This window comes from Acidimicrobiia bacterium, from assembly GCA_040878325.1.
Lineage (GTDB): Bacteria > Actinomycetota > Acidimicrobiia > Spongiisociales > UBA11373 > JAUYIV01.
Genome location: JBBDMM010000005.1, coordinates 1 through 21,683, shown reverse-complemented (window position 1 = coordinate 21,683; position 21,683 = coordinate 1). Strand labels below are relative to the sequence as shown.

The following is a 21,683-nucleotide window of genomic DNA, read 5'->3' as shown; positions in this document are numbered from 1 at the left end:
GAGTCAAGAGTCAAGAGTCAAGAGTCAAGAGTCAAGAGTCAAGAGTCAAGAGTCAGCGAAAGGCGAAGGGCGAAGGGCGAATCCCCGCAGACGCTTCGGCGGCCGAGCGAACGGGCGTCTTGATTCTTGATTCTTGACTCCCGGTTTCGTCCCGCGGCGGATCGGATAGACCCCAGGTTCACTACCGGAGGTCGCACCACATGCAATCTGAGAACGTCAACGTGCTCGAGGACCTGATCGAGACCCTCGAAGACGGCAAGAAGGGCTTCGAGAAGGCGGCGGAACGCCTGGAGAAGGATGGGCGAACCGATATCGCCGGCCGGATGCGCGAATTCTCGCAGGAGCGGGCGCGCTTCTCGCAGGAACTCCGCGACCTGGCTGCCCGCGAAGGCGTCGAGATCAAGGAAGCCGGCTCGATGGCGGGTGCGCTCCATCGTGGATGGCTCACCCTCGCCGACGCCCTGACCGGGGATGACCCTTCGGCGGTGCTGTCGGCCGCAGAGTCCGGCGAGGATCACGCCGTCGCCGAATTCGAGAAGGCACTCACCAGTGCCGAGCTGGGAGAGGCCGCGAACGCCGTTGTCGCCCGGCAGGCCGCCGAGGTCAAGGCGGCCCACGACGAGGTGCGCACTTTCCGCGACCGCTTCGCAGCGTAAAGAGAGTCAAGAGTCGAGAATCAAGATTCAAGACTCAAGACACTCATAGGCTCGGCCCGCCTTAAGGCGGGCCGAGCCGCGTCTTGGCTCTTGGCGTCTTGGCTCTTGGCTCTACCATTGCGCTCGCACGCACCCGGAGGTCACACATTTCGGTTCCCGACCGCCTGGCGTATCTGCGGATTCTCCTGGTTCCGGGGATTCTTGGGATCATCCTCGCCCGCGACTCGGTGGATCATGCGTTCGGAATCGCCGCGGTGCTGATCGCGGTGGCTTCGCTCACCGATTTCCTCGACGGGTACCTGGCACGCCGATGGAAGATCACCACCACCCTTGGCGGCTTCCTCGACTCGATCGCCGACAAGCTGATGGTGACCGGTGCGTTGTGTGGCCTGGTAGCCGCCGATCGTGCCTGGGCGTGGGCGGCGTTCATCATCATCGGGCGGGAGATCGCGGTCTCGGGCCTTCGCGGGGTGGCCGCGATGGATGGGGTCTCCGTCCCTCCATCGATCTGGGGAAAGATCAAGGTCAACGTCCAGTTCATGGCGATCTTCCTCGCCCTGCTGCGGGTGCCCGAGACTTACGGCGGGCTCCATCCGGATGAGTGGGCAATGCTCGCCGCGGTGGCGGTGACGGTCATGTCGGGTTTCGAGTACTTCAGTCGCTTCGCCCGGGTGCTGCGGTCCAACCGCGTCAGTGCCTGACGTTTTCATCACCGGTGGCTCGGGCTTCGTCGGCGGGGCGGTGTTGCGCCGGCTCGTCGCCGACGGACGGCATGTGCGCGCTCTGGTCCGCTCCGACGAGGGGGAGGGGGTCGTGGTCGCGGCCGGGGCGGAGGCAGTACGCGGCGATCTACTGAAACCGGGCGATTGGGCCCGAAGCCTGCGTGGGTGCAGCACGCTCTATCACACCGCCGGTGAGGTGGCGATGTGTGATCCGAAACGCCTCGAGGTCAATGTCGCCGGTACCCGGACGGTGATCGCCGCGGCGGGGCGAGAGGGGGTGGGTCGCATCGTGCACACCTCCTCGGCCGCCACGATCGGAGAGGAACGCGGGACGGTCGGTACCGAGGCCACCGAGCACCAGGGGCATCACCAATCTGCCTACGCCCGATCCAAGCGCGAGGCCGAACAGGTGGCGTTTTCCGATGCCGCCAGCATGGGAATCGATCTGGTGGCGGTCAACCCGTCGTCGGTGCAGGGGCCGGGTCGCACCCACGGGACCGCCCGGCTCTTCATCGGGTTCCTCAACGGGAAGCTCCGTTGGGCGGTCCGCACCCGCCTTCCGCTCGTGTTCGTCGACGATGCGGTGTCGGCGCACCTGCTGGCTGAACAGGTCGGGGTCCCCGGTGAGCGGTACCTGGTGAACGGCTGGTCGCCCACCATCGAGGAGGCGGTGGAGGTGCTCGGCCGGGTCGCAGGAGTGGATCAACGGATCCGCTACCTCCCCGCATGGACCCTGACCGCCGCAGCGACCGTCACCGAGGTGCTGTGGCGAGCCGTGGGCAAGAAACCACCCGTGTGCCGGGCGATGGCCCGCGAGGTTCACCACGCCCACGTCTTCGACGGCAGCAAGGCCGAAAGGGACCTGGGCCTCCGCTACACCCCCCCGGAGGAGTGGCTGGCACGCACGGTGGAGTGGTATCGGAGCCAGGGACTGCTGCCCCGGTCGTGAGACTCTCGGGACTCTCCCGAGGCGGGATGCGCAGTCCCGCGATGCGCAATGCGCAACGCGAGACACCCTTCACGCGCGGCGCATCGCCCATCGCGAGGAACCCCGCCACGCGCCGCGCATTGCGGATTGCGAGGAACCCCGCCACGCGCAGGCTCATCGCGCGTCCCCCTACTCTTGCTCGCGTGACGGCCCCGCTCGAGGCGCTGGCCGCCGTTTGGCGCGACCGGCAACCGATCGATACCCCCGGGCACCTGGTGGTGCCGGCGCCCTTGCGCGCCCTCTTTCTTGCCGGACTGGCCGCCCGGGCCGACGGGCCGGTGCTTGCCCTGGTCCCCGGCGAGCGTGACGCCGAGGATCTCGCCGACGATGTCGAGCTCTTCGTCTCCGACTCCCTTTTCCTGCCGGCCTGGGAGACCCTGCCCTTCGAGCACGTGTCGCCGAACGTCGGCACCATGGCCGCCCGGGCGGCGGCGCGCCATGCGCTGCGGACCGGTGGGGCAGGGGTGGTGGTGGTCGCCTCGGTGCGGGCGGCGATCCAGCGTGTCTCGCCCTCGCCGACCGACCCGGTGGTCCTCTCGGTTGGCGACGAGGTCGACTTCGACTCGCTCGTGAACCGGCTCGCCGAAGCCGGCTACGACCGCACCGACCGGGTGGAGACTCGCGGTGAGTTCGCGGTCCGCGGCGGGATCATCGATCTGTACCCGGCGCAGGGTCGGGAACCGGTGCGGATCGACTTCTGGGGCGATCGGGTGGAGGAGATCACCACGGTGTCGGTCACGACCCAGCGGTCGGCAGAGAAGCTGCCGCGGGTGACGGCCTTCCCGGCCCGTGAGGTTCGTCCCGGCCCCGAGCTGGCGGAGAGGGCCCGGGCCCTCGTCGACCGCGAGCCATGGGCCGCCTCCACCTGGGATCGGATCGCCCAGGGTGCCTCGTTCCCTGGCATCGAGTCGTGGCTTCCGTGGCTGGCGGACGAGGTCTCCGCGATCGATGAGGCCCGGTCGACCGTGGTGCTGTTCGAGCCGCCGCGGGCACACGATCGTGCTCTCGACCTGACCCGCGAAGAGACGGAACTCGCCGTCGTCCTGGCGCCGACGTGGGGCACCGGCGCCCCCGAGGCGGGCGAACACCCCGATCTGTTCCTTCCACTGGACGCCGCCCTTCCGCCCGACCGACTGCTCGAGGCCCCGGCGATCGCCGCTCGCCCCGGCGAGGAGGCGCTCACGATCGGGGGGTTCGACGCCGAACCGGGCAATCCGGAATCGGTTGCCGCCGGGATCGGCCGCCTGGTGGCCAAGGGGATTCGGGTCGTCGTCGCGATGGACGGGGAGGGACCGGCCGACCGGGTGGCGCGGGTCCTGGCGGAGGAGGGCCTGGTGCTCCCCCGAGATTCGAGCAAGGGGTCCGCCGTCATCTCCCGCGGGATCCATCGGGGATTCGTCTCCCCCGACCTGGGGGTGGCGGTGCTCGGCGAGCAGGAGATAGCCGGCCGCCGGCGGTCCCACCGTCGGGCACATGCCGTCCCGCGAGAGGTCTCCCCGTCCTACGGAGATCTGCGCCCCGGCGACTTTGTCGTCCACCACCACCACGGGATCGGTCGATTCGAAGGGTTGGTCACCAACCGGCTCGGCGGCATCGAACGCGACTATCTGCTGATCGCCTACGCCGGCCAGGACCGCCTCTACGTTCCGACCGATCAGTTGGCGGCAGTGAGGCCGTACACCGGGGGCGAGTCGCCCCGGCTGAGCCGGATGGGTGGGGCGGATTGGGAGCGCACCCGGGGCAAGGTGCGCAAGGCGGTGGCGGCGGTCGCCGAGGAAGTGGTCGCCCTCCACCGCCGCCGGGCGAGCATCGCCGGGGTCGCCTTCGGGCCGGACACGCCGTGGCAGCGCGAGGTGGAGGCATCCTTCCCGTTCGAGGAGACTCCCGACCAGTTGACGGCCATCGCCGATGTGAAGGCCGACATGGAGTCGGATTCGCCGATGGACCGCCTGGTGTTCGGCGACGTCGGCTTCGGTAAGACGGAGGTGGCGATCCGGGCGGCCTTCAAGGCAGCGCAAGAACCCAAGCAGGTGGCGGTGCTGGTGCCCACCACCCTGCTGGCGCAGCAGCACTTTCAGGTGTTCTCGGAGCGGCTCGCCGGTTATCCGGTGCGGGTCGAGATGCTCAGTCGCTTTCTGACTCCCCAGCAGCAGAAGGCGGTCGTCCAGGCAATACGGGATGGCAGTGTCGACATCGTCATCGGCACCCACCGTCTCCTCAGCGACGACATCGCCTTTCGCGACCTGGGTCTGCTCGTCGTCGATGAGGAGCAGCGGTTCGGGGTGACTGCCAAGGATCAGATCAAGGCGCTGCGGTCTTCGGTGGACGTGCTCACCCTCACCGCCACCCCGATTCCGCGGACCCTCGAGATGGCCCTCACCGGCATCCGCACCGTGAGCCGCATCTCGACACCTCCCGAGGACCGCCACCCGATCCTCACCTTCGTCGGCGCCTACGACGAGTTGACGGTGTCGGCGGCCATCCGGCGCGAGATGCTGCGTGAGGGGCAGGTGTTCTACGTGCACAACCGCATCCAGTCGATCGACCATGCGCTTACCCGGTTGCGGGCGCTGGTGCCCGAGGCGCGATACGCCATCGCTCACGGGCAGATGAGTGAGGGCCAGTTGGAGCAGGTGATGCTCGACTTTTGGAACGGGGAGTACGACGTGCTGGTGGCCACCACGATCATCGAGTCCGGACTCGACCTTCCCCAGGTGAACACCCTCATCGTGGAGCGCTCCGACCTGCTGGGGCTCGCCCAGTTGTATCAGCTGCGCGGTCGGGTGGGCCGTTCATCCCAGCGGGCATACGCCTACTTGTTCCATCCGGAGGAGCAGCGGCTCACCGAGGAGGCATACCGGCGTCTCGAGGCGATCGGAGAGTTCAGCGACCTCGGCTCGGGGTTTCAGCTCGCGCTGCGTGATCTCGAGATCCGCGGTGCGGGCAGCGTGCTCGGCAACGTTCAGTCGGGTCACATCAGCGCGGTCGGCTTCGATCTCTACATCGAGCTGGTCGCCGAGGCGGTGGAGGAGCTCCAGACCGGGGCGAGCCGCGAGAAGCCCACGGCCGAGGTTCGGATCGAGTTACCCGTCGAGGCGCATCTCCCCGACGATTACGTGCCCGACCAGGACGCCCGCCTCGAGGCCTACCGGCGCCTCGCCGCGGCGACGACCAACGACTTGATCGACGATGTGGTGGTCGAGTGGGAGGACCGCTACGGAGCCCTTCCCGAAAGGGCGCGGGTGCTCATCGAGATCGCCCGGCTCCGGGTCGAGGCGTTGCGGGTGGGGATCACCGAGATCGTCGCGATGCGGCGCGAGGTGCGCCTGGCCCCCATCACGCTGACGGCATCGCAGGAGGTGCGACTCGAGCGAGTCTCGAGCCGGGCCGTGATGCGGGACCGGTCGCTGTTCCTTCCGCTGCCGCCCGAGGCGCCTGCGGCGCGGCTGGCCGACTTCGTTCGTACAATGTGGCCCCCCGAAGACGGATGAACCCTTGCGCCGCACCCTGACCTTCATAATTGCCCTTGCTGTCGTCGCCGCCGCCTGTTCGAGCGGCTCGGGAGCGCAGGTCGCCGTCGTCGGTGACACTGTGATCGCCGAAGGCGACCTCGGCGACCTGTACAACACGGATTCACTGACGATTGACGCCGGGGTGCGTTCCACGCTGTTCGGGATGATCGCCAAGGTCGTCCTGGTCGACGCCCTTCGAGCCGAGTTCGGCGAGGAGTTGGACGAGACGGAGATCGACGGCGTCCACCAGGCGATGGTCGATCAGATGGAGGCCGAGGGCCTGCAACCGGCCGAGTATCTGGGTGTGCCGAACGCCGGGCCCGAGATGCTGCGCCACAACGCCGAGGTGGCGGTATTGCGCGAAGCCGCCCAGCGCAACCTCACCTCCGATCCTGCGCTTGCGGAGGCGATCCTCGCCGACCCCGCGGCGATCACGACCGTGTGCGTCAGCCATATCCTCTTGACCACGATCGAGGATGCACAGGAAGCACTCGATCGCCTCGAGGACGGGGAGGACTTCGGGGCCCTTGCTACCGAGATCTCAACCGACTCGTCGCCGGAAGGCGATCTGGGTTGTCGCCTCGCCAACCAATATGTTGCCGAGTTCGCGGTGGCCACACTCGAAGCCCCATTGGGTGAGCCGGTGGGCCCCTCGCAGTCGCAGTTCGGGTACCACATCATGCTGGTCCGCGAACGCACCACCGCGACCCCCGAAGAGGTGGCCGCCAACCCGCGTGACTACATGGCTGCGGCCGACGTGAACGAACTGTGGACCGCCTGGCTCTCCCAGCACCTCCAGGACGCGGTGGTCGAGCTCGACCCGAAGTACGGGTCGTGGACCGCCTTCGGGATCCTGCCGCCAAGCGAGTGAGCACCGTTCGCATCGTCGGTCTCGGCCCGGCGGGGCTGGATCGTCTTCCCCCGTCGGTCGTCGACGTGCTTCTCGACCCTGCGGTACCCCTGATTCTCCGGACGGTGGCCCATCCCGCCGCCGCCGACCTGGCGGCGCGGCGCCCGGTGATCGCCTGCGACGACCTCTACGAAGCCGGAGCCGACTTCGAAGGGGTCTATCGGGCGATCGCCGACCGGGTTCTCGCCGCGGCCGCCCAAGGCCCGGTCACCTACGCGGTTCCCGGAAGCGCCCTGGTGGGGGAGCGGGCGGTGGCACTCCTCCGGGCCGAGGCGCCCTCGATTGAGCTGCATCCGGGGGAATCGTTCCTCGACCTCACCTTCGCCCGCGTCGGGTTGGATCCGCTGGCGCGTGGCGTGCAGGTGCTCGACGCTCACGATCTGCCTGCGCCGCTGCTGCTCCACCTGCCGACGGTGTTCGCCCAGATCGACGGTCAGGGTGCCATCGATGCGGTGCGCGACTCGCTGCTCGCGCTGCTGCCGCATGACACCCCGATCACCCGGCTGGCCGATCTCGGCGCATCCGAGGAATCGGTGACGGTGCTCACTGTCGAGGATCTCCGCGAAGAACACTGTGGTCTGCGGGTGTCGCTCTTCCTCGACGTGGCCGCTCCAGGATGGCCGGGTCTGGTGCAGACGAATGCTCGGCTGCGGGCGGAGTGCCCGTGGGATCGCGAGCAGACCCACCACAGCCTGGCCAAGCATCTGCTCGAGGAGGCCTATGAGGCGCTCGAAGCGATCGAGGCCCTGCCTGCCGGCGCACCGGGGGGCGAGGTGGATGTGCCCGGCTACGTCGATCTCGAGGAGGAATTGGGCGACCTGCTGCTGCAGGTGGTGTTCCACGCGACGCTGGCGTCGGAGGCGGGGATCTTCGGCGTGGAGGAGGTGGCCGAGTCGATCCGCCGCAAACTCGTCGCCCGTCATCCCCACGTGTTCGGCGATGTCGACGCGACCACCGCCGAGCACGTGATGGCCAACTGGCAGCGGCTCAAGCAGGACGAGAAGGCGCGCGAGTCGCTTCTCGACGGGGTCCCGGTCGCGCTCCCGGCGCTGGCCCGGGCCTATGAGTTCCAGAGTCGGGCCGCAGGGGTCGGGTTCGACTGGCCCGACCTCGACGGGGTCATCGCCAAGGTGCACGAGGAGATCGCCGAGGTGATCGAAGCCGCGAGACAGGCCGATGCCGACGAGATCGCATCAGAAGTCGGCGACCTCTTGTTCTCGGTGGTCAACCTGTCCCGCCGTCTCGGCGTCGACCCCGAGCAAGCCCTCCGCGCCGCCACCACCCGCTTCGATCACCGTTTCCGAGCCATCGAGACCGATGGCGATGTGGAAGGGATGTCGTTGGACGAGATGGACGCCAAGTGGGAAGAGGCGAAGAAGAGTCAAGAGTCAAGAATCAAGACCAGAGGCAAGCCCACGACTCTTGACTCTTGAATCTTGACTCTTGACTCTTGAATCTTGACTCTTGATTCCCATCCGACGGGATCAACAGTTGGTGCTTCCGATTTGCCCATGACCCGTGATACCTTCATCTGACCAGGAGGGCCCGTGACGACCATCACATCGATCCGGGCCCGCGAGGTCCTCGACTCCCGGGGGAACCCGACCGTTGAGGCCGAAGTCTTCCTTGCTGGCGGAAGTTTCGGTCGTGCGGCGGTTCCATCGGGGGCATCGACAGGGGCGCTCGAGGCTGTTGAGCTTCGGGATGGTGGAGACCGCTTCGGCGGCAAGGGCGTGACGCGGGCCGTCCAGAACGTCAACGAACCCATTGCCAAGCTGCTCGTCGGCATGGATGCGCTCGACCAGGAGTCGATCGACGTCGCCATGTGCGATCTCGACGGCACCCCCAACAAGGAGAAGCTCGGGGCGAACGCCATCCTCGCCGTCTCCCTGGCGGTGGCCCGGGCGGCAGCGTCGTCGGTGGGCATGCCCCTCTACCGGTACCTCGGAGGGCCCTCAGCCCGCACCCTCCCGGTGCCGATGCTGAACGTTCTCAACGGCGGCGCCCATGCCTCCAACTCGGTGGAGGTCCAGGAGTTCATGCTCGTGCCCGCCGGGTTCGGGACCTTCCGTGAGGCTCTTCGGGCGGGGGTCGAGATCTATCACGTCCTCCGCAAGGTGCTGGCCGGACGAGGTCTTTCCACCAATGTCGGCGACGAGGGCGGGTTCGCCCCCGACCTCGCCGCGAACCGCGACGCGCTGGAGTTGCTGCAGGAGGCCACCGCCGCGGCCGGCTATGAGGTCGGCACCCAGGTCGCCTTCGCCCTCGACGTGGCCGCCACCGAGCTCTACCGCGAGGGGCGCTACCACCTCGAGGGCCGCTCACTCGAGGCCGAGGAGATGGTCGACTACCTGGCCGGGCTGGTCGCCGACTTCCCGATCGTGTCGATCGAAGACGGGCTGGCCGAGGCCGATTGGGAGGGTTGGGTAGCACTCACCGAGCGCCTCGGTGACCGCATCCAGCTGGTCGGCGATGACATCTTTGTGACCAGCGAGCCCATGTTGCGGCGCGGGATCGACTCCGGTGCGGCCAATGCGATTCTCATCAAGGTCAACCAGATCGGAACGCTCTCCGAGACGCTCCACACGATGCAGCTCGCCGAGCGATCGTCGTATGGGCGGGTGGTGAGCCATCGCTCGGGGGAGACCGAGGACACCTTCATCTCGCATCTGGTGGTCGCGACCAATGCAGGCCAGATCAAGACGGGTGCACCGGCGCGGGGCGAGCGCACCGCCAAGTTCAATCAGCTGCTGCGGATCGAGGAGCGCCTCGGCACCGGTGCCCGCTACGCCGGCATGGCGCCATACCCGCGGTGGTCGGCATGAAGAAGGAAGAGAGGCGTGGCTTCGGGCTCGGATCCTTCTTGATCCTCGCGTTGATCATCGGCCTGGTCGCCGCCGCGGCGGGAGTCCTGCCGTTCCGTCAGATCATCGCCCAGCAGCGCTCGGTCGATCTGGCCCAGCAGCAGCTCGACGCGTTGATCGAAGAGAACCGTCGACTCGAGCACCAAATCGCCGCCTTGCAGTCACCCCAGGAGGTCGAACGCCTCGCCCGCGAGCAGTTCGGACTGGTGCGGCCCGGCGACATCGCCTACGTGGTCGTGGTCCCACCCGGCACCGAATCCGACGATCCCCAGATCGAAGTAGACCTCGGCACCTCCACCCCGTGGTGGCGCAACCTCTGGGATTTCATCACGGGCAAGGATCTGGTCGAGAAGTAAGCCTCGCGGGGCCGCGATTGGCGATTGGCGATTGGCGATTGGGCAAGCCGGTACTTCTCTTGACTCTTGGCTCTTGATTCCCGCCTTACTGTTGTCTCCGTGAACCAGGACCGCGCTTTCGTTGAAGCCCAACTCGAGCGTTCGGTGCGTTCCGAGGTCGAGGTGGTGGCGCGGTGCCATCTGGCGATGCCGGTGGTCATCGGGGTGCCGCCGTTTCTCGATGATGGGACGCCGTTTCCCACTCGCTACTGGCTGACCTGTCCGCTCGCTCTACGGCGGATCGGGCGGATCGAATCCGTCGGCGGGGTGGCGGCGATGGAGCGCCGGGCGGCGCAGGTTCCCGAATTCGGCAGGCGCCTCGACGAGGCCCACGAGCGATATGCCGCCGAACGAGATGCACTTGTACCCGAGGGCACGAACCCGAGACCGAGTGGGGGAGTGGGAGGTGCTCGGGTGGGCGTCAAATGCCTTCACGCCCACTACGCCGACCATGCTGCCGGCAACCCGAACCCGGTTGGGGAGGTGACGACGCCCTGGGTCGAGCCTCTCGACTGCACCGTCACATGCGTCGTCGCCACCGACGGCGGGGCGGTCCGCAATCCAGAGTGGCGGGAGCCGGCGTGAAGGGTGCGATCGATATCGGTACCAACACCGTCCGCCTTCTCGTGGCCGACCTGGCTGGTGGCAGGCTCGTCGATGTCGAACGACTCACCGAGATCGTCGGACTCGGCCGCGGCGTCGACGCCACCGGCCGCTTCGACCCCGGCCGGGTCGAGCATGCCCTCGCCGTGCTCACGAACTATTCCGCGCGGCTGCGCTTCCACGGCGTGTCGCAGGTCCGGGCCGTCGCCACTTCGGCAACCCGTGACGCCGAGGACGGGTCCGAATTCCTCGATCGAGTTGCCGCGGTCTTGGGGTTCCAGCCGGAGCTGATCGACGGCGTCGAGGAGGCGGCCCTGTCGTTTCGCGGTGCCGTCGCCGCCCTCCCGGGCGATCACCCGACTTTGGTCATCGACCCGGGCGGGGGAAGCACCGAGTTCGTGCTCGGCGCTGGAGGCCCCGACTATTCAGTGAGCCTCGACATCGGCTCGGTCCGGCTCACCGAGCGGCTCTTGCCGGAACGACCGGCGTCGCCCGACCGGGTGACGGCGGCGACGGAGGAGGTGGCCGAGATATTCGGGTTGGTCCGCTTGCCGGCTGTGCCGGCGCGGGTCATCGGGGTGGCGGGAACCTTCACTTCTCTCGCGGCCATCTCGCTCGGCCTCGACGCCTACGACCGCGAGGCGGTGCACGGGTCGACCCTTACCATGGCGGACCTCGACCGACTGGTCGACCGTTTGGCCGGACTCACCGTGGAGGAGACCGCAGCCATCCCGTCGCTCGAACCGAAGCGCGCTCCGGTGCTCTTGGGCGGAGCGATCGTGGCCCGGGAAGCGGTACGGGCGTCGGGCCGCGACTCGGTGACCGTTTCCGAAGCGGACCTGCTCGACGGGATAGTCCGCGGACTCGGTTGATCCGGAGCGACCAACATCGCCTTTGACGGACTCGCCCACCGACTGGCTTCTTGGCGTCAGCGCAGAGTGCACAATTGCATGGACAAGCGAGAATTGACCATGCTCGCATCCGACAAGCGTGGAGCGCTCCGCATCCTTGTTCTGATCGCTTCTGCGCTCATCGTCGTGGGTGCGATCCTGGTTGTTCTGCAGGGGTCGGGTGCGTCGCAGCGCGGGTTCCACGGCTCGATTGCACTCATGGATCGCATCAGTGCAACCGACGCCGTTGTCGTTGTGGACCTAGGTGAGCACCGAGACGGTCCCCGAGAGGGAGATCGGCTGGTGGACGCCACGGTGCTATCGGTTCCGTACCAGTTCGGGGGGTCGGGGTCTCGATTCCCGACCCTCCAGCCGGGAGACGTCCTCACGATCGCAGATCGCCTTGAATTTGGCACCCATTCCCTGACCTCCGTTCCCGAAGGCGACGTTGTTCTGCTCGTTACCTACCACGGCGAGGACTCCTTCGCCCCAGAACTGATCGGCATGTGGCACCCCGATGTGGTGGCTAGGGACACTGCGGATGGCCTCGAGTTCTTCGGGGCCGCCGCGAGATCCGGTCACTATGCCGATGAAGTTGCATCGCTACGTCGGTACCTCGTCTCTATGGACTCAGGCGACTTGGACCTGTCTCGACACGCCAACGAGGAGGTCGCCCTCTTGACCTCCTGGGTTCAGGAGCTACGCGAAGGCGCCGGACTCGGCGGACCGATCAGCACGGCCTTCCTCGCACCCGAGCGGCGGCAGTTCGATGCAGAGGTGGCGTGGGACGACGAGGGATAGCCCCGTACTTGCCGAATCCGAGTAGACGCTCCCGGTCGATACGCCATCAGGTGTACGAGTGGGTACGGTGACGAGGTGTCCCGCACCAACATCGAAATCGACGACGATCTGATCGCGCTGGTTATGCGGCGTTACCGGGTCAACACCAAGCGCGCCGCCGTGGACCTGGCCCTGCGCCTCGCCGCCGGCGAGGCGCTCACCTCCGAGGAGTTTCTCGAGATGGAGGGGATGGGCTGGGAGGGCGACCTGGAGGACTTGCGCCGCGATCGCGTCGGGTTCGGGTGAATGCTCCCTGAGCTGCTGGGCTGGCGGGGATCGTATGATCGGCGGCCATGGGCTCCGACGTGCTCTCGAACTTGGACTTCGGCAAGCGAGAACAACCTGCTGCCGATACCGACCTGCGGACGCAGCTCACCGAGTGGCTCGGTTACCAGCGGCACGAGTTCACGAGAAAGCTCCGTGATCTGACGCCGGCACAGTTGGTCGAATGGTCGGTACCGCCCGTTGAACTTTCCGTTCTGGGTCTCTTCCGGCACATGGCGCAAATGGAGCACGTGTACCTCTCGTGGGGTCTGGGCGGCGGCGACCGGGTCGATCACTACGGCGACGACGACTACGCCGGAGGATCGGTCGCCACCATCGACGCCGATCTCAGGCTCTATTTCGACGAGCTTGCGAAGGCCGATGTCGCCATCGTCGCCCTTGCGGACCTCGACGCGGTGGGAAAGGGCCACGGCCGGCCGCTCGGTGCGGTGCTGATCAAGATGGTCGATGAGTACGCCTTGCACAGCGGCCAAGCGCACATGCTGCGGTTCGCTGCGCTAGGCGAGATCATCCGCTGAGAGCGAACCTCACAGCGCCACCTCTCCCTTCTCGGTGGCAACCACCACCGAATTCACTCCGGGCGGGCCTGCGGTGACCGTGATCGGGAGCACGTGGACTCCGAGGCGCTCCTCGATGAGACGGGGGTTTCCGCTGAGGTCCACGGCGGCGATGCCGGTGGGGATCACCCGATGCTCGGCCAGGGCGCGCCCGGGATGGGAATCCGCCTCCACCTCCCACTCGATGAAGAACGGCAGGCGTTCGGGTCCGAACATGTCGTCCACTCCGACGAGCCGCCACGACAGCACCTCGCCGTCGGGGCGGGTGCGGGTCATCGGGATGGCGGCGAGGCGGAGGCGCCGGGCCTCCTCGTCGGCATCCTCGGTGCGGAGGCATAGCGCCGCCGGCACCAACCCCGGCCGTTCGGTGGCTGCCGCCCACTGACCCATCGGGCTCTGCGCCGCCTCCACCGGGTCGATCACCGCCATCAGTTCCAGGTAGGCGGTGCCGAGCGGGACGATGCGGTTGCCGGTGCCGTGACCGGGGTGCCGTCCGCCCGCGACCGAAGCGAGGCCGTGGGTCTCGAAGAGCACGTCGGCGGCCCGGTCGAGGTCCTCCACAACGAAGATCACGTGATCGATCGAGATCATGACCTGAGGCTATCTACAGCCGGCGGGCTTCGACGATTCGTTCCAGGAACTGCTGGGTGCGGGGGTGCTGGGGCCGGGTGAAGATCTCGGCGGGAGGCCCCTGTTCGAGCACCACCCCGGCGTCGAGGAAACACACCCGGTCGGCGACGTCGCGGGCGAAGCCCATCTCATGGGTGGCGACGAGCATGGTCATGCCTTCTGTCTTCAGGTCCTGGATCACCGCCAGCACCTCGCCCACCAGCTCGGGGTCGAGTGCCGAGGTGACCTCGTCGAGCAGCATCAGGCTCGGCTTCGAGGCGAGCGCTCGCACGATCGCCACCCGTTGCTGCTGTCCGCCGGAGAGGCGGTCCGGGTACTCCCGTGCCTTGTCGACCAGGCCGAACCGTTCGAGCAAGACCCAGGCGTTCTGCTCGGCCTCTTCGCGTGGGATCTTGTGCGCCTTGCGCGGGCCGAGCGTCACGTTGTCGATCACCCGCATGTGGGGGAACAGGTTGAACGCCTGGAACACGATCCCCATCGTGTGGCGTACGGTGTTGCTGTTCACTCCGGGGCCGGTGACCCTGGTGCCGTCGAGCAGGATCTCGCCCTTGTCGATGGGAACCAGCAGGTTGATGCACTTGAGCAACGTCGACTTGCCCGATCCCGATGAGCCGATGAGGCACACCACCTCGTGGTTGGCGACATCGATGTCGACTTCGCGCAGCACTTCTTTGCCGTCGAACGACTTGCCCACGCCACGGATGGAGAGCTTGGGATCGCTCATGTGCTCATCGCCTGCATTCGCTTCCGCTGTCGATCGGAGTACCAGTCGGTGAAGCGGGCGACCGGGATGCTCACCAGCAGGAACAGCACCGCCGCCGCGATGTAGCTGGTGTAGTTGAAGGTGCGGGCGTTGTAAATGTCGGCTTCACGGAGCCCCTCGCGGACGCCGAGCACGAACACGAGGGCGACGTCCTTCTGGAGACTCACGAACCCGTTCAGCAGCGCAGGGATCACGTTGCGGACCGCCTGGGGCACAATCACATGCCACAGCGCCTGTCCCTGGGTGAGGCCGATCGAGCGTGCCGACATCCGTTGGCTCTCGGGCACCGAGTCGATGCCTGCTCGATATACCTCGGCGGTGTAGGCCGAGTATGAAAAGACCAGGGCCGCGACGCCCCAGAAGAGGGCGCTGTTGGGCACTCCGGGCAGCCGGAGGGACGGGATCCCGAAACCCATGAGCAGGATCAGCAACAGCAAGGGGAGGCCGCGCGCCAGGTCGATGTAACCGATCATCAGCAGTCGCAGCGGCGTGTAGGCGGGGCCTCGTAGTGATCGGGCCATGGCTACCGCCAGCCCGATCACCAGGATCAGGATCTCGGCCACGATGAACATCTTCACGTCGAGCCAGAAGCCGTCGAGGACCAGCGGAAAGCTGGTCTTGAAATGGCCCCAGTTGAAGAACTGGCGCTGCACCGCGGGCCAGTACTGGGAATTGAGGGCAAGAGCGATCAGTAGGCCGAAGACCACGACCGTCGAGATGACGGCGATCCATGCACCCCGACCATTCTCCTCCGACTCTCGCGGCGAGCGCCGGGGCCACAACATCTGTGGTCCCCGGCGCTCGACACGCTCGAGTGGATTCTGGGTCACCTACTCGGAGATGATGATGGCGCCACCGGCGTCCACCAGCCACTGCTCCTCGAGCGAGGTCAGCGTGCCGTCCGCCCGGAGGGCGGAGAGCGCCACGTTGACACAGTCGCGAAGCGGGTTGCCCTCTTCGAACAACATCCCGAACTCATCCGGAGCATCGGCCGGTGCGCCGAACGTCGCCACTACCACACTCCCCGGGATCTCGACCGCGGTGATGTAGTAGGCGGTGGCGACATCGACCACCAGGCCGTCGATCTGATCGGCCTCGAGGGCCGACTTGGCATCGACAGTGGAGTCGTACACCGACACCGTGGTGCTCGGCTGAATCACGTTCTCGATGTAGTCGAGGCTGGTTGTTCCCACCTGGACACCGAAACGAGCGTCCGCCAGATCGGCGAACGTGGTGGCATTGGCGATGGGGTTGTCTGCGAAGGCCACCAGGGCCTGGGCGTTCGAGTAATACGGGTCGGAGAAGTCCACGACTTCATCCCGCTCTGCAGTGATCGTGTACTGCTGGAGGTTGAAGTCGAAGTTCTTGGGGCCCACTCCGATCGCCTCGTCGAATCCCACGCGGACCCAGACGACCTGATCGGCACTGAACCCCATCTCCTCCGCCACCGCGTAAACGACGGCGGATTCGAATCCGACACCGGACTCTGGTTCGTCGAAATTGTCACCGGTGGGAGTTCCTACCCAGGGCGGGAAGGCGGGTTCGCCGGTGGCTACCGTCAACTGGCCGGGGCTGACCAGGTCGAGGTCGGCCAATTCACACGATGCGGCGGCGGGTCCTGTACTCGAGGTGGTGGCGTCGTCGTCTCCGCATGCCACCGCAACGAGCGCCAGGATCATCAGGACGCTCAGCAGTCTCCATCGCACTTTCATGTTCTCCTGTAAGGGTTGCCGGAAGGCTAGCGAGTGCCACAGAGGCTCAATGGCGAGTTACTCCCCGGGCTCGGGGAGGAACTCGCCTCGCGCCACCGCGCGGAGCACCTCCTGGGCGGGCGAGCCCTCGAAGTCGGCACTCAACTCGACCTCGATCTTGAGCACGCCGTGATCCGGTTTCCGGCTGGCCCCGATCCGCTCGAGGGGGCGGAGGATCTCCACGTTGTCGCCCAGAACCCAGCCGCGGAAGGTGTGGATCCCGTTGGCGATGGCGCTGGCGCTGAGGAACTGCAGTAGGTACCCGCCGATTCCGCGATGCTGCTGGTCGTCGACCACCGCCACCGCTGCCTCGGCGACCTCGGGATCCTTGGGGTCGCGGACGTAGCGGGCGACGCCCCAGCCGTCATTGGAGTCGTCGGGGTTCACCGCCACCCAGGCGAAGTGGCTGGTGTAGTCGACCTCGGTGAGGTATTTCAATTCCCTCGCATTGAGGCTCGTGACCGGACGGAGGAACCGGCGATAGCGTGATTCTGGGGACAGTCGGGCCAGGCCCCGGATGAGGGCGTCCTTGTCATCGGCCCGGATCGGGCGGATCAGCACCGACGAACCGTCGTGGAGCGCAACGATGTGCTCGGTAGGGTCGAGTGCCACCCACCCAGGCTATATGCTCCACACCATTGCCCGGGTGGCGAAATCGGTAGCCGCGGCGGACTTAAAATCCGCTGTCCCTCAGGGGGCGTGGGGGTTCGAGTCCCTCCCCGGGCACTGTGCTCCTTCCCGGGCCGACTTCGCCGCCTGCGGCGGCGAACAGACGCTGGTCGGCCCTCCTCCGCCAGATGGGGCCCCAACCCCATGGCGGCCGTGTTGATTCCCGGGCCGACTTCGCCGCCAAGAGGCGGCGAACAGACGCCCTTAGGCCCTGTGTACCGTGATGCGGTGGCTGACAAACGGGGCACCAAGCAGCAACAGACCGTCGATTCGGCGGGGGAGAGGGTTGCGCCGGTGCCCGCTGGCGTCACCTTCCGGAATCTGACCACGCATGTGGACGGGCGCGGGTGGTTGGTGGAGTTGTTCAACCCGATGTGGAAGTGGCACCCGGCCCCCCTCGCCCACGCATATGCATTCACCGTGCGCCCGGGCGTCATCAAGGGCTGGGGCCGCCATGCGCGCACCGAAGACCGCTATGCGGTGCTGTTCGGCGAAGCGGTGCTCGTTCTCCACGACTCGCGCGAGGGATCGCCGACTGAGGGGTTGACAGCCGAGATTCCTCTCAGCGAGTTTCATCGGCGGCTCGTCTCGATTCCCGCCGGCGTCTGGCACGCGTTGGCATGTGTCGGCAAAGGTGACTTCGTGGGCATCAACTTCAAGACAGAACCGTTCGACCACGCCGACCCGGACAAGTACACGCTGCCGCTCGGCACCGACGAGATTCCCTACGACTTCACCAGGCTCAGGGGACGCTGAGCGAAGCCGTCAGGCCGCCGCCCACTCCTTGACCATGCGGTCGAGGGTGGTCAGGGGCACCAGGCCGGAGCCGAGGACGGTGTCGTGGAAGCCCTTGATGTCGAAGCGGTCGCCCATCGACTCTTCGGCCTCGCGGCGCATCCGCTGGATCTCGAGGCGGCCGATCATGTACGAGCACGCCTGTCCCGGCATGCCGATGTACCGGTCGACCTCCCCCTCGATCGTCCCCAGCGACATCGGCGAGTTCTCGAGGAAGTAGTCGATGGCCTGCTGGCGTGACCACCCCTTGGCATGGATACCGGTGTCGATGACGAGCCGTCCGGCCCGCATCGAGTCGGCCGAAAGCATCCCCATCCGCTCCAACCCGGAGGAGTACAGCCCCATCTCGTCGGCGAGTCGCTCGGTGTAGAGGCCCCAGCCTTCGGCGTAGGCGCTGTTGGCGGTGTGCTTGCGGAACTCTGGGATGTTCTCGAGTTCCTGGGCGATCGCCAGCTGGAGGTGGTGGCCCGGGATCCCCTCGTGATAGGCCATCGACTCGATCTCGAACTTGCCCCATCGAGTCGGGTCGGAGGTGTTTACGAAGAACATTCCGGGACGGCTGCCATCGACGGCAGGCCGGAAGTAGAACGCCGTCGGACCGCTCGGGGTCTCGGCCACGATGCAATCGGCTACCGGCAGCCGGCCGAACCAGTCGCCCATCGCCGCCTTCGCCTTGGCCATCGCCTTCTCCGAGGCCGCCACGATGGTGGGGCCGTCCTTGAAGTGGAGCTTGGGGTCGTCGCGTAGTCGGGAGAAGATCTCCTTCAGATCGCTGGTCCCCAGCACTTCGGCGCCCAGCTCGCGGTACTCGTCGGCGAGCCGGGCGATCTGGCCGAGCCCGATCTCGTGGATCTCGTCTGGCGTCAGGCTCGTCGTGGTGAACCGGTTGAGGGTGCGGGCGTAGGTCTGCTCGCCGTCCGGCAGCCAGCACAGACCCGGCTTGTCGTCGGGACGGGCCGCGGGGATCACCTCGTTGGCGATGGTGTCGCGCCAGCGGCTGTACGCAGGCCGCAGCACGTCGGATACGACCTTGGCCATTTCGTCCCGCCAGGCCGCTTCGCCATCCCAGCCGGCGGGGGCGCGCAGGGCCAGGTGGCGGTCCTCCGCCAGTGGCACCGCCAGCATTTGGTCGACCTGCTCTATGGTCTTGGCCGCGGTCGATGCCATAGGGGTGCGGCCGCTCGCCACACCTTGCCGCAGCCGCTCGGCACCGTCGTCGAAGGTCTGCGCCATCGCCCGGAACTTGGCCGGCATCGCCTGGGCGTGCTCGGGAGCGGTCAGCGGCAGCTGGGGGATGACGACGGGGAGCATCGCCTGGATCCCGACGGCATGGTTGACGGCCAACTCGGCCAGCCGGGTCTCATCCATGTCGGCGTTGCTGCGCGCATCGAAGATCATCACCTCGCGGGTGATCCGCTCGTCCTTGCTCAACGAATCCGGGTCGATCGCCTCCGCCTTGTCCGCGAACTCACGTAACCGGCGGATGTTGCGGTCTTCGGCCTCGAGAGAGACCTCTTCGATCTTGTCATCGAAACGATGGTCACCGAGCATGAGCGCCTGGGTCGGGTTCGTCTCGAGGGTGTATTCCCAATAGTCGCGGGCAAGCTGGTCGAGATGTTCGTTCATGGGGCGATGCTATCGCGAGCCCGCGAGCCGCTACCCGCTGCCCGCTGCCCGCTGCCCGCACGAATGAAGAACACTGATGGCGCTCTCTTGCGGAAGGCGGAAGGCGGAAGGCTTACTCCCCAAACTCCCTCCGCCGGATCACTTCGAACGCGTCGAGGGCCTCCGGGTTCGCCAGGGCGTCACGGTTGGTCGTCGGCTCGCCGGCGAGTACCTGCCGCACCGCCTTCTCGACCTTTTTGCCGCTGACCGTGTAGGGGATGTCGTCGACCTGGATGATCTGTCGGGGCACGTGGCGCGGCGTCGTCATCGTGCGGATCCGGTCGATGATCCGTTTCCGCAGGCCCTCGTCGAGCAGGTGCCCTTCGGCGAGTAGGACGAACAGCACCACCTCGACGTCCCCCCCGGCATCTCGTCCGACCGCGATCGAGTCGACGACCTCGGCGATGGGCTCGATCGCCCGGTAGATCTCGGCGGTGCCGATGCGGACGCCGCCAGGGTTCAGCGTCGTGTCGCTGCGTCCGTAGATGATGACGCCTCCCTCTGGCCGGATCTCGATGAAATCGCCATGGGTCCACACCCCTTCGAACTCGGCGAAGTAGGCGTCGTGGTACCTGCTGCCGTCGGGGTCCTTCCAGAACCCGACCGGCATGGATACGAAGGGTCGAGTGCACACGAGTTCGCCCTTCTCTCCGATCACCGGATGGCCGGACGCGTCCCAGGCTTCCACCGCCATCCCCAGGTTGCGCGCCTGGAGCTCTCCACGACGGACGGGAAGGATGGGCACCCCGCCGGCGAAGCAACCGATGATGTCGGTCCCGCCGCTGACCGAGGCCAGCTGAACCCGCGGAGGCAGATGCTCGTACACCCAGTCGAACTGCTCGGGCAGCAGCGGGGCGCCGGTCGAACCGATCCAGCGGATCGACGACAGGTCGGCGACGTCCTTGGGGGTCTGGCGGGCGTTGGCGTTCGCCGCCAGGAACTTGGGGCTCGTCCCAAAATGCGTGATTGCCGCCCGCTCGGCGATCTCCCAGAGGCGGGTCAGCGTCGGGTGGGACGGGCTGCCGTCGTAGAGGACGATCGCGGCTCCCGTGGCGAGGCCGCTCACGAGCCAATTCCACATCATCCAGCCGCAGGTGGTGAACCAGAAGAGGCGGTCCCCAGGTCCGAGGTCGCAGTGGAGCACCTGCTCGGACAAGTGCTTGAGGAGCGTTCCGCCTGCGCCGTGCACGATGCTCTTGGGTCGGCCGGTCGTCCCCGACGAGTACATGATGTAGAGCGGGTGGTCGAACGGCAGTTGGGCGTAATCGGGTTCGGAGGCGTCACCGGCGAGCAGGGCGGTCCAGGCGACGGCGTTCGGGGCGTCGATCCCGCTGCCGACCCGGTCGATCACAACCAGGTGTTCGATCGACGGGATGGAGGCGAGCGCCTGGGTGACCGTGGCGTCGACCCGGTGGACCGAGCCGTTGTACGGGTAGCCGTCCACTGCGATCAGCACCTTCGGCTCGATCTGCCCAAAACGGTCGATGACGCCAAGCGGCCCGAAATCGGGTGAGCACGACGACCAGATCGCCCCGATCGAACTGGTGGCGAGCATCGCCACGACTGCCTCGGTTCCGTTGGTGACCAGTCCGGCCACCCGATCGCCCGGGCCCACGTCGAGCCGCCGTAGCCCCGCCTGCGCCCTGGCAACCCGCGCCCGGAGTTCACCCCGGTTGAGGGTCTCGAACCCGCCCTCCTCGGTGATCGCCACGACGGCCGCCTCGTCCGGGTCGCCGCGCAGAAGGTTCTCCGCAAAGTTGAGCCGGGCTCCGGGAAACCACTCGGTACCGGGCATGCCCTCGCGGCCCAGCACGGCTTGGTAAGGCGCCGAGGAGACCACGTCGGCGAAGTCCCACACTGCCTCCCAGAAGGCTGCCCGGTCGTCGATCGACCACCGCCACAACTCGTCGTAGGTCTTCGGCGCCCCCGGCACGGACCTCATGAACCGCGTCATATTCGAAGCGGCGACCTCCGCCGCCGTCGGCTCCCACAGGATGGACATAGAAGAAGCCTAAGGGGGCCTCGCTGCGCTCGGCCGCAATTGGCGATTGGTAACGTCTCCCCCCAGCCTCCGGGGGGAGTACCCCGAAGGGGGGAGGGGGGCAGCTGACCCTGCGAGGTCTCCCCCCGGCCTCCTGTCAAGACCGGGGACATGGTTGACAATCGTGCGGGGAGATCCTTGACACTT

Annotated in this window: 21 protein-coding genes and 1 tRNA gene; 15 read left to right on the top strand and 7 right to left on the bottom strand. The window is 67.0% G+C overall.

What is annotated here, in order from left to right:
- The first annotated feature begins 200 nt into the window (after positions 1-200).
- From WD184_02575 to WD184_02515, 13 genes are all read left to right on the top strand, one after another.
- The gene (locus WD184_02575; GenBank protein MEX0825634.1) at positions 201-656 is read left to right on the top strand and encodes a PA2169 family four-helix-bundle protein; all 456 of its coding nucleotides are present in this window, start codon (positions 201-203) and stop codon (positions 654-656) included.
- 98 nt (positions 657-754) lie between these two features.
- Complete coding sequence (gene pgsA / locus WD184_02570; GenBank protein ID MEX0825633.1) at positions 755-1,357, top strand: CDP-diacylglycerol--glycerol-3-phosphate 3-phosphatidyltransferase; 603 nt, start codon at positions 755-757, stop codon at positions 1,355-1,357.
- Positions 1,350-2,327, top strand: coding sequence for an NAD-dependent epimerase/dehydratase family protein (locus tag WD184_02565; protein MEX0825632.1), 978 nt, complete (start codon positions 1,350-1,352; stop codon positions 2,325-2,327). The genes pgsA and WD184_02565 overlap by 8 nt, the downstream gene beginning before the upstream one ends.
- A 182-nt stretch (positions 2,328-2,509) precedes the next feature.
- Positions 2,510-5,857, top strand: a complete 3,348-nt coding sequence (mfd, locus tag WD184_02560; protein ID MEX0825631.1) for a transcription-repair coupling factor — start codon at positions 2,510-2,512, stop codon at positions 5,855-5,857.
- Between the two features lie 4 nt (positions 5,858-5,861).
- Positions 5,862-6,749: a peptidylprolyl isomerase gene (locus WD184_02555; protein ID MEX0825630.1), complete on the top strand. Its 888-nt coding sequence runs from the start codon at positions 5,862-5,864 to the stop codon at positions 6,747-6,749.
- Complete coding sequence (gene mazG, locus WD184_02550) at positions 6,713-8,221, top strand: nucleoside triphosphate pyrophosphohydrolase (protein MEX0825629.1); 1,509 nt, start codon at positions 6,713-6,715, stop codon at positions 8,219-8,221. The genes WD184_02555 and mazG overlap by 37 nt, the downstream gene beginning before the upstream one ends.
- A gap of 114 nt (positions 8,222-8,335) precedes the next feature.
- Positions 8,336-9,613 (top strand): phosphopyruvate hydratase, encoded by a 1,278-nt coding sequence (gene eno, locus WD184_02545; GenBank protein MEX0825628.1) that lies wholly within the window; start codon positions 8,336-8,338, stop codon positions 9,611-9,613.
- The gene (locus tag WD184_02540; GenBank protein MEX0825627.1) at positions 9,610-10,008 is read left to right on the top strand and encodes a septum formation initiator family protein; all 399 of its coding nucleotides are present in this window, start codon (positions 9,610-9,612) and stop codon (positions 10,006-10,008) included. The genes eno and WD184_02540 overlap by 4 nt, the downstream gene beginning before the upstream one ends.
- Positions 10,009-10,107: 99 nt before the next feature.
- Positions 10,108-10,632: a DUF501 domain-containing protein gene (locus tag WD184_02535; GenBank protein ID MEX0825626.1), complete on the top strand. Its 525-nt coding sequence runs from the start codon at positions 10,108-10,110 to the stop codon at positions 10,630-10,632.
- Positions 10,629-11,522 (top strand): Ppx/GppA phosphatase family protein, encoded by an 894-nt coding sequence (locus tag WD184_02530; GenBank protein MEX0825625.1) that lies wholly within the window; start codon positions 10,629-10,631, stop codon positions 11,520-11,522. The genes WD184_02535 and WD184_02530 overlap by 4 nt, the downstream gene beginning before the upstream one ends.
- A gap of 78 nt (positions 11,523-11,600) precedes the next feature.
- On the top strand, positions 11,601-12,341 hold the full coding sequence (locus WD184_02525) for a hypothetical protein (protein ID MEX0825624.1): 741 nt from the start codon (positions 11,601-11,603) through the stop codon (positions 12,339-12,341).
- Between the two features lie 75 nt (positions 12,342-12,416).
- Complete coding sequence (locus tag WD184_02520; protein ID MEX0825623.1) at positions 12,417-12,626, top strand: type II toxin-antitoxin system VapB family antitoxin; 210 nt, start codon at positions 12,417-12,419, stop codon at positions 12,624-12,626.
- A gap of 47 nt (positions 12,627-12,673) precedes the next feature.
- Positions 12,674-13,183 (top strand): DUF664 domain-containing protein, encoded by a 510-nt coding sequence (locus WD184_02515; GenBank protein MEX0825622.1) that lies wholly within the window; start codon positions 12,674-12,676, stop codon positions 13,181-13,183.
- Positions 13,184-13,192: 9 nt separating this feature from the next.
- On the opposite strand, the gene WD184_02510 is transcribed toward WD184_02515, so the two are convergent.
- The 5 genes from WD184_02510 to WD184_02490 are packed head-to-tail and all read right to left on the bottom strand — an operon-like array spanning position 13,193 to position 16,978.
- Positions 13,193-13,813 (bottom strand): VOC family protein, encoded by a 621-nt coding sequence (locus WD184_02510; protein MEX0825621.1) that lies wholly within the window; start codon positions 13,811-13,813, stop codon positions 13,193-13,195.
- 13 nt (positions 13,814-13,826) lie between these two features.
- Positions 13,827-14,576, bottom strand: a complete 750-nt coding sequence (locus tag WD184_02505; protein ID MEX0825620.1) for an amino acid ABC transporter ATP-binding protein — start codon at positions 14,574-14,576, stop codon at positions 13,827-13,829.
- Positions 14,573-15,445 carry an amino acid ABC transporter permease gene (locus WD184_02500; protein ID MEX0825619.1) on the bottom strand — a complete coding sequence of 291 codons (873 nt, stop codon included), beginning with the start codon at positions 15,443-15,445 and terminating at the stop codon, positions 14,573-14,575. The genes WD184_02505 and WD184_02500 overlap by 4 nt, the downstream gene beginning before the upstream one ends.
- Positions 15,446-16,327: an ABC transporter substrate-binding protein gene (locus WD184_02495; GenBank protein MEX0825618.1), complete on the bottom strand. Its 882-nt coding sequence runs from the start codon at positions 16,325-16,327 to the stop codon at positions 15,446-15,448.
- A 57-nt stretch (positions 16,328-16,384) separates the two neighbouring features.
- Positions 16,385-16,978 (bottom strand): hypothetical protein, encoded by a 594-nt coding sequence (locus WD184_02490; protein MEX0825617.1) that lies wholly within the window; start codon positions 16,976-16,978, stop codon positions 16,385-16,387.
- A gap of 28 nt (positions 16,979-17,006) precedes the next feature.
- Between WD184_02490 and WD184_02485 the strand changes: the two genes are divergently transcribed.
- Both WD184_02485 and WD184_02480 read left to right on the top strand, forming a co-directional pair.
- Positions 17,007-17,092, top strand: a tRNA-Leu gene (locus tag WD184_02485).
- Positions 17,093-17,263: 171 nt separating this feature from the next.
- Positions 17,264-17,791 (top strand): dTDP-4-dehydrorhamnose 3,5-epimerase family protein, encoded by a 528-nt coding sequence (locus WD184_02480; protein MEX0825616.1) that lies wholly within the window; start codon positions 17,264-17,266, stop codon positions 17,789-17,791.
- 9 nt (positions 17,792-17,800) lie between these two features.
- On the opposite strand, the gene WD184_02475 is transcribed toward WD184_02480, so the two are convergent.
- Positions 17,801-19,456: a DUF885 domain-containing protein gene (locus WD184_02475; GenBank protein MEX0825615.1), complete on the bottom strand. Its 1,656-nt coding sequence runs from the start codon at positions 19,454-19,456 to the stop codon at positions 17,801-17,803.
- Between the two features lie 112 nt (positions 19,457-19,568).
- Positions 19,569-21,497: an acetoacetate--CoA ligase gene (locus tag WD184_02470; GenBank protein MEX0825614.1), complete on the bottom strand. Its 1,929-nt coding sequence runs from the start codon at positions 21,495-21,497 to the stop codon at positions 19,569-19,571.
- Between the last annotated feature and the right edge of the window lie 186 nt (positions 21,498-21,683).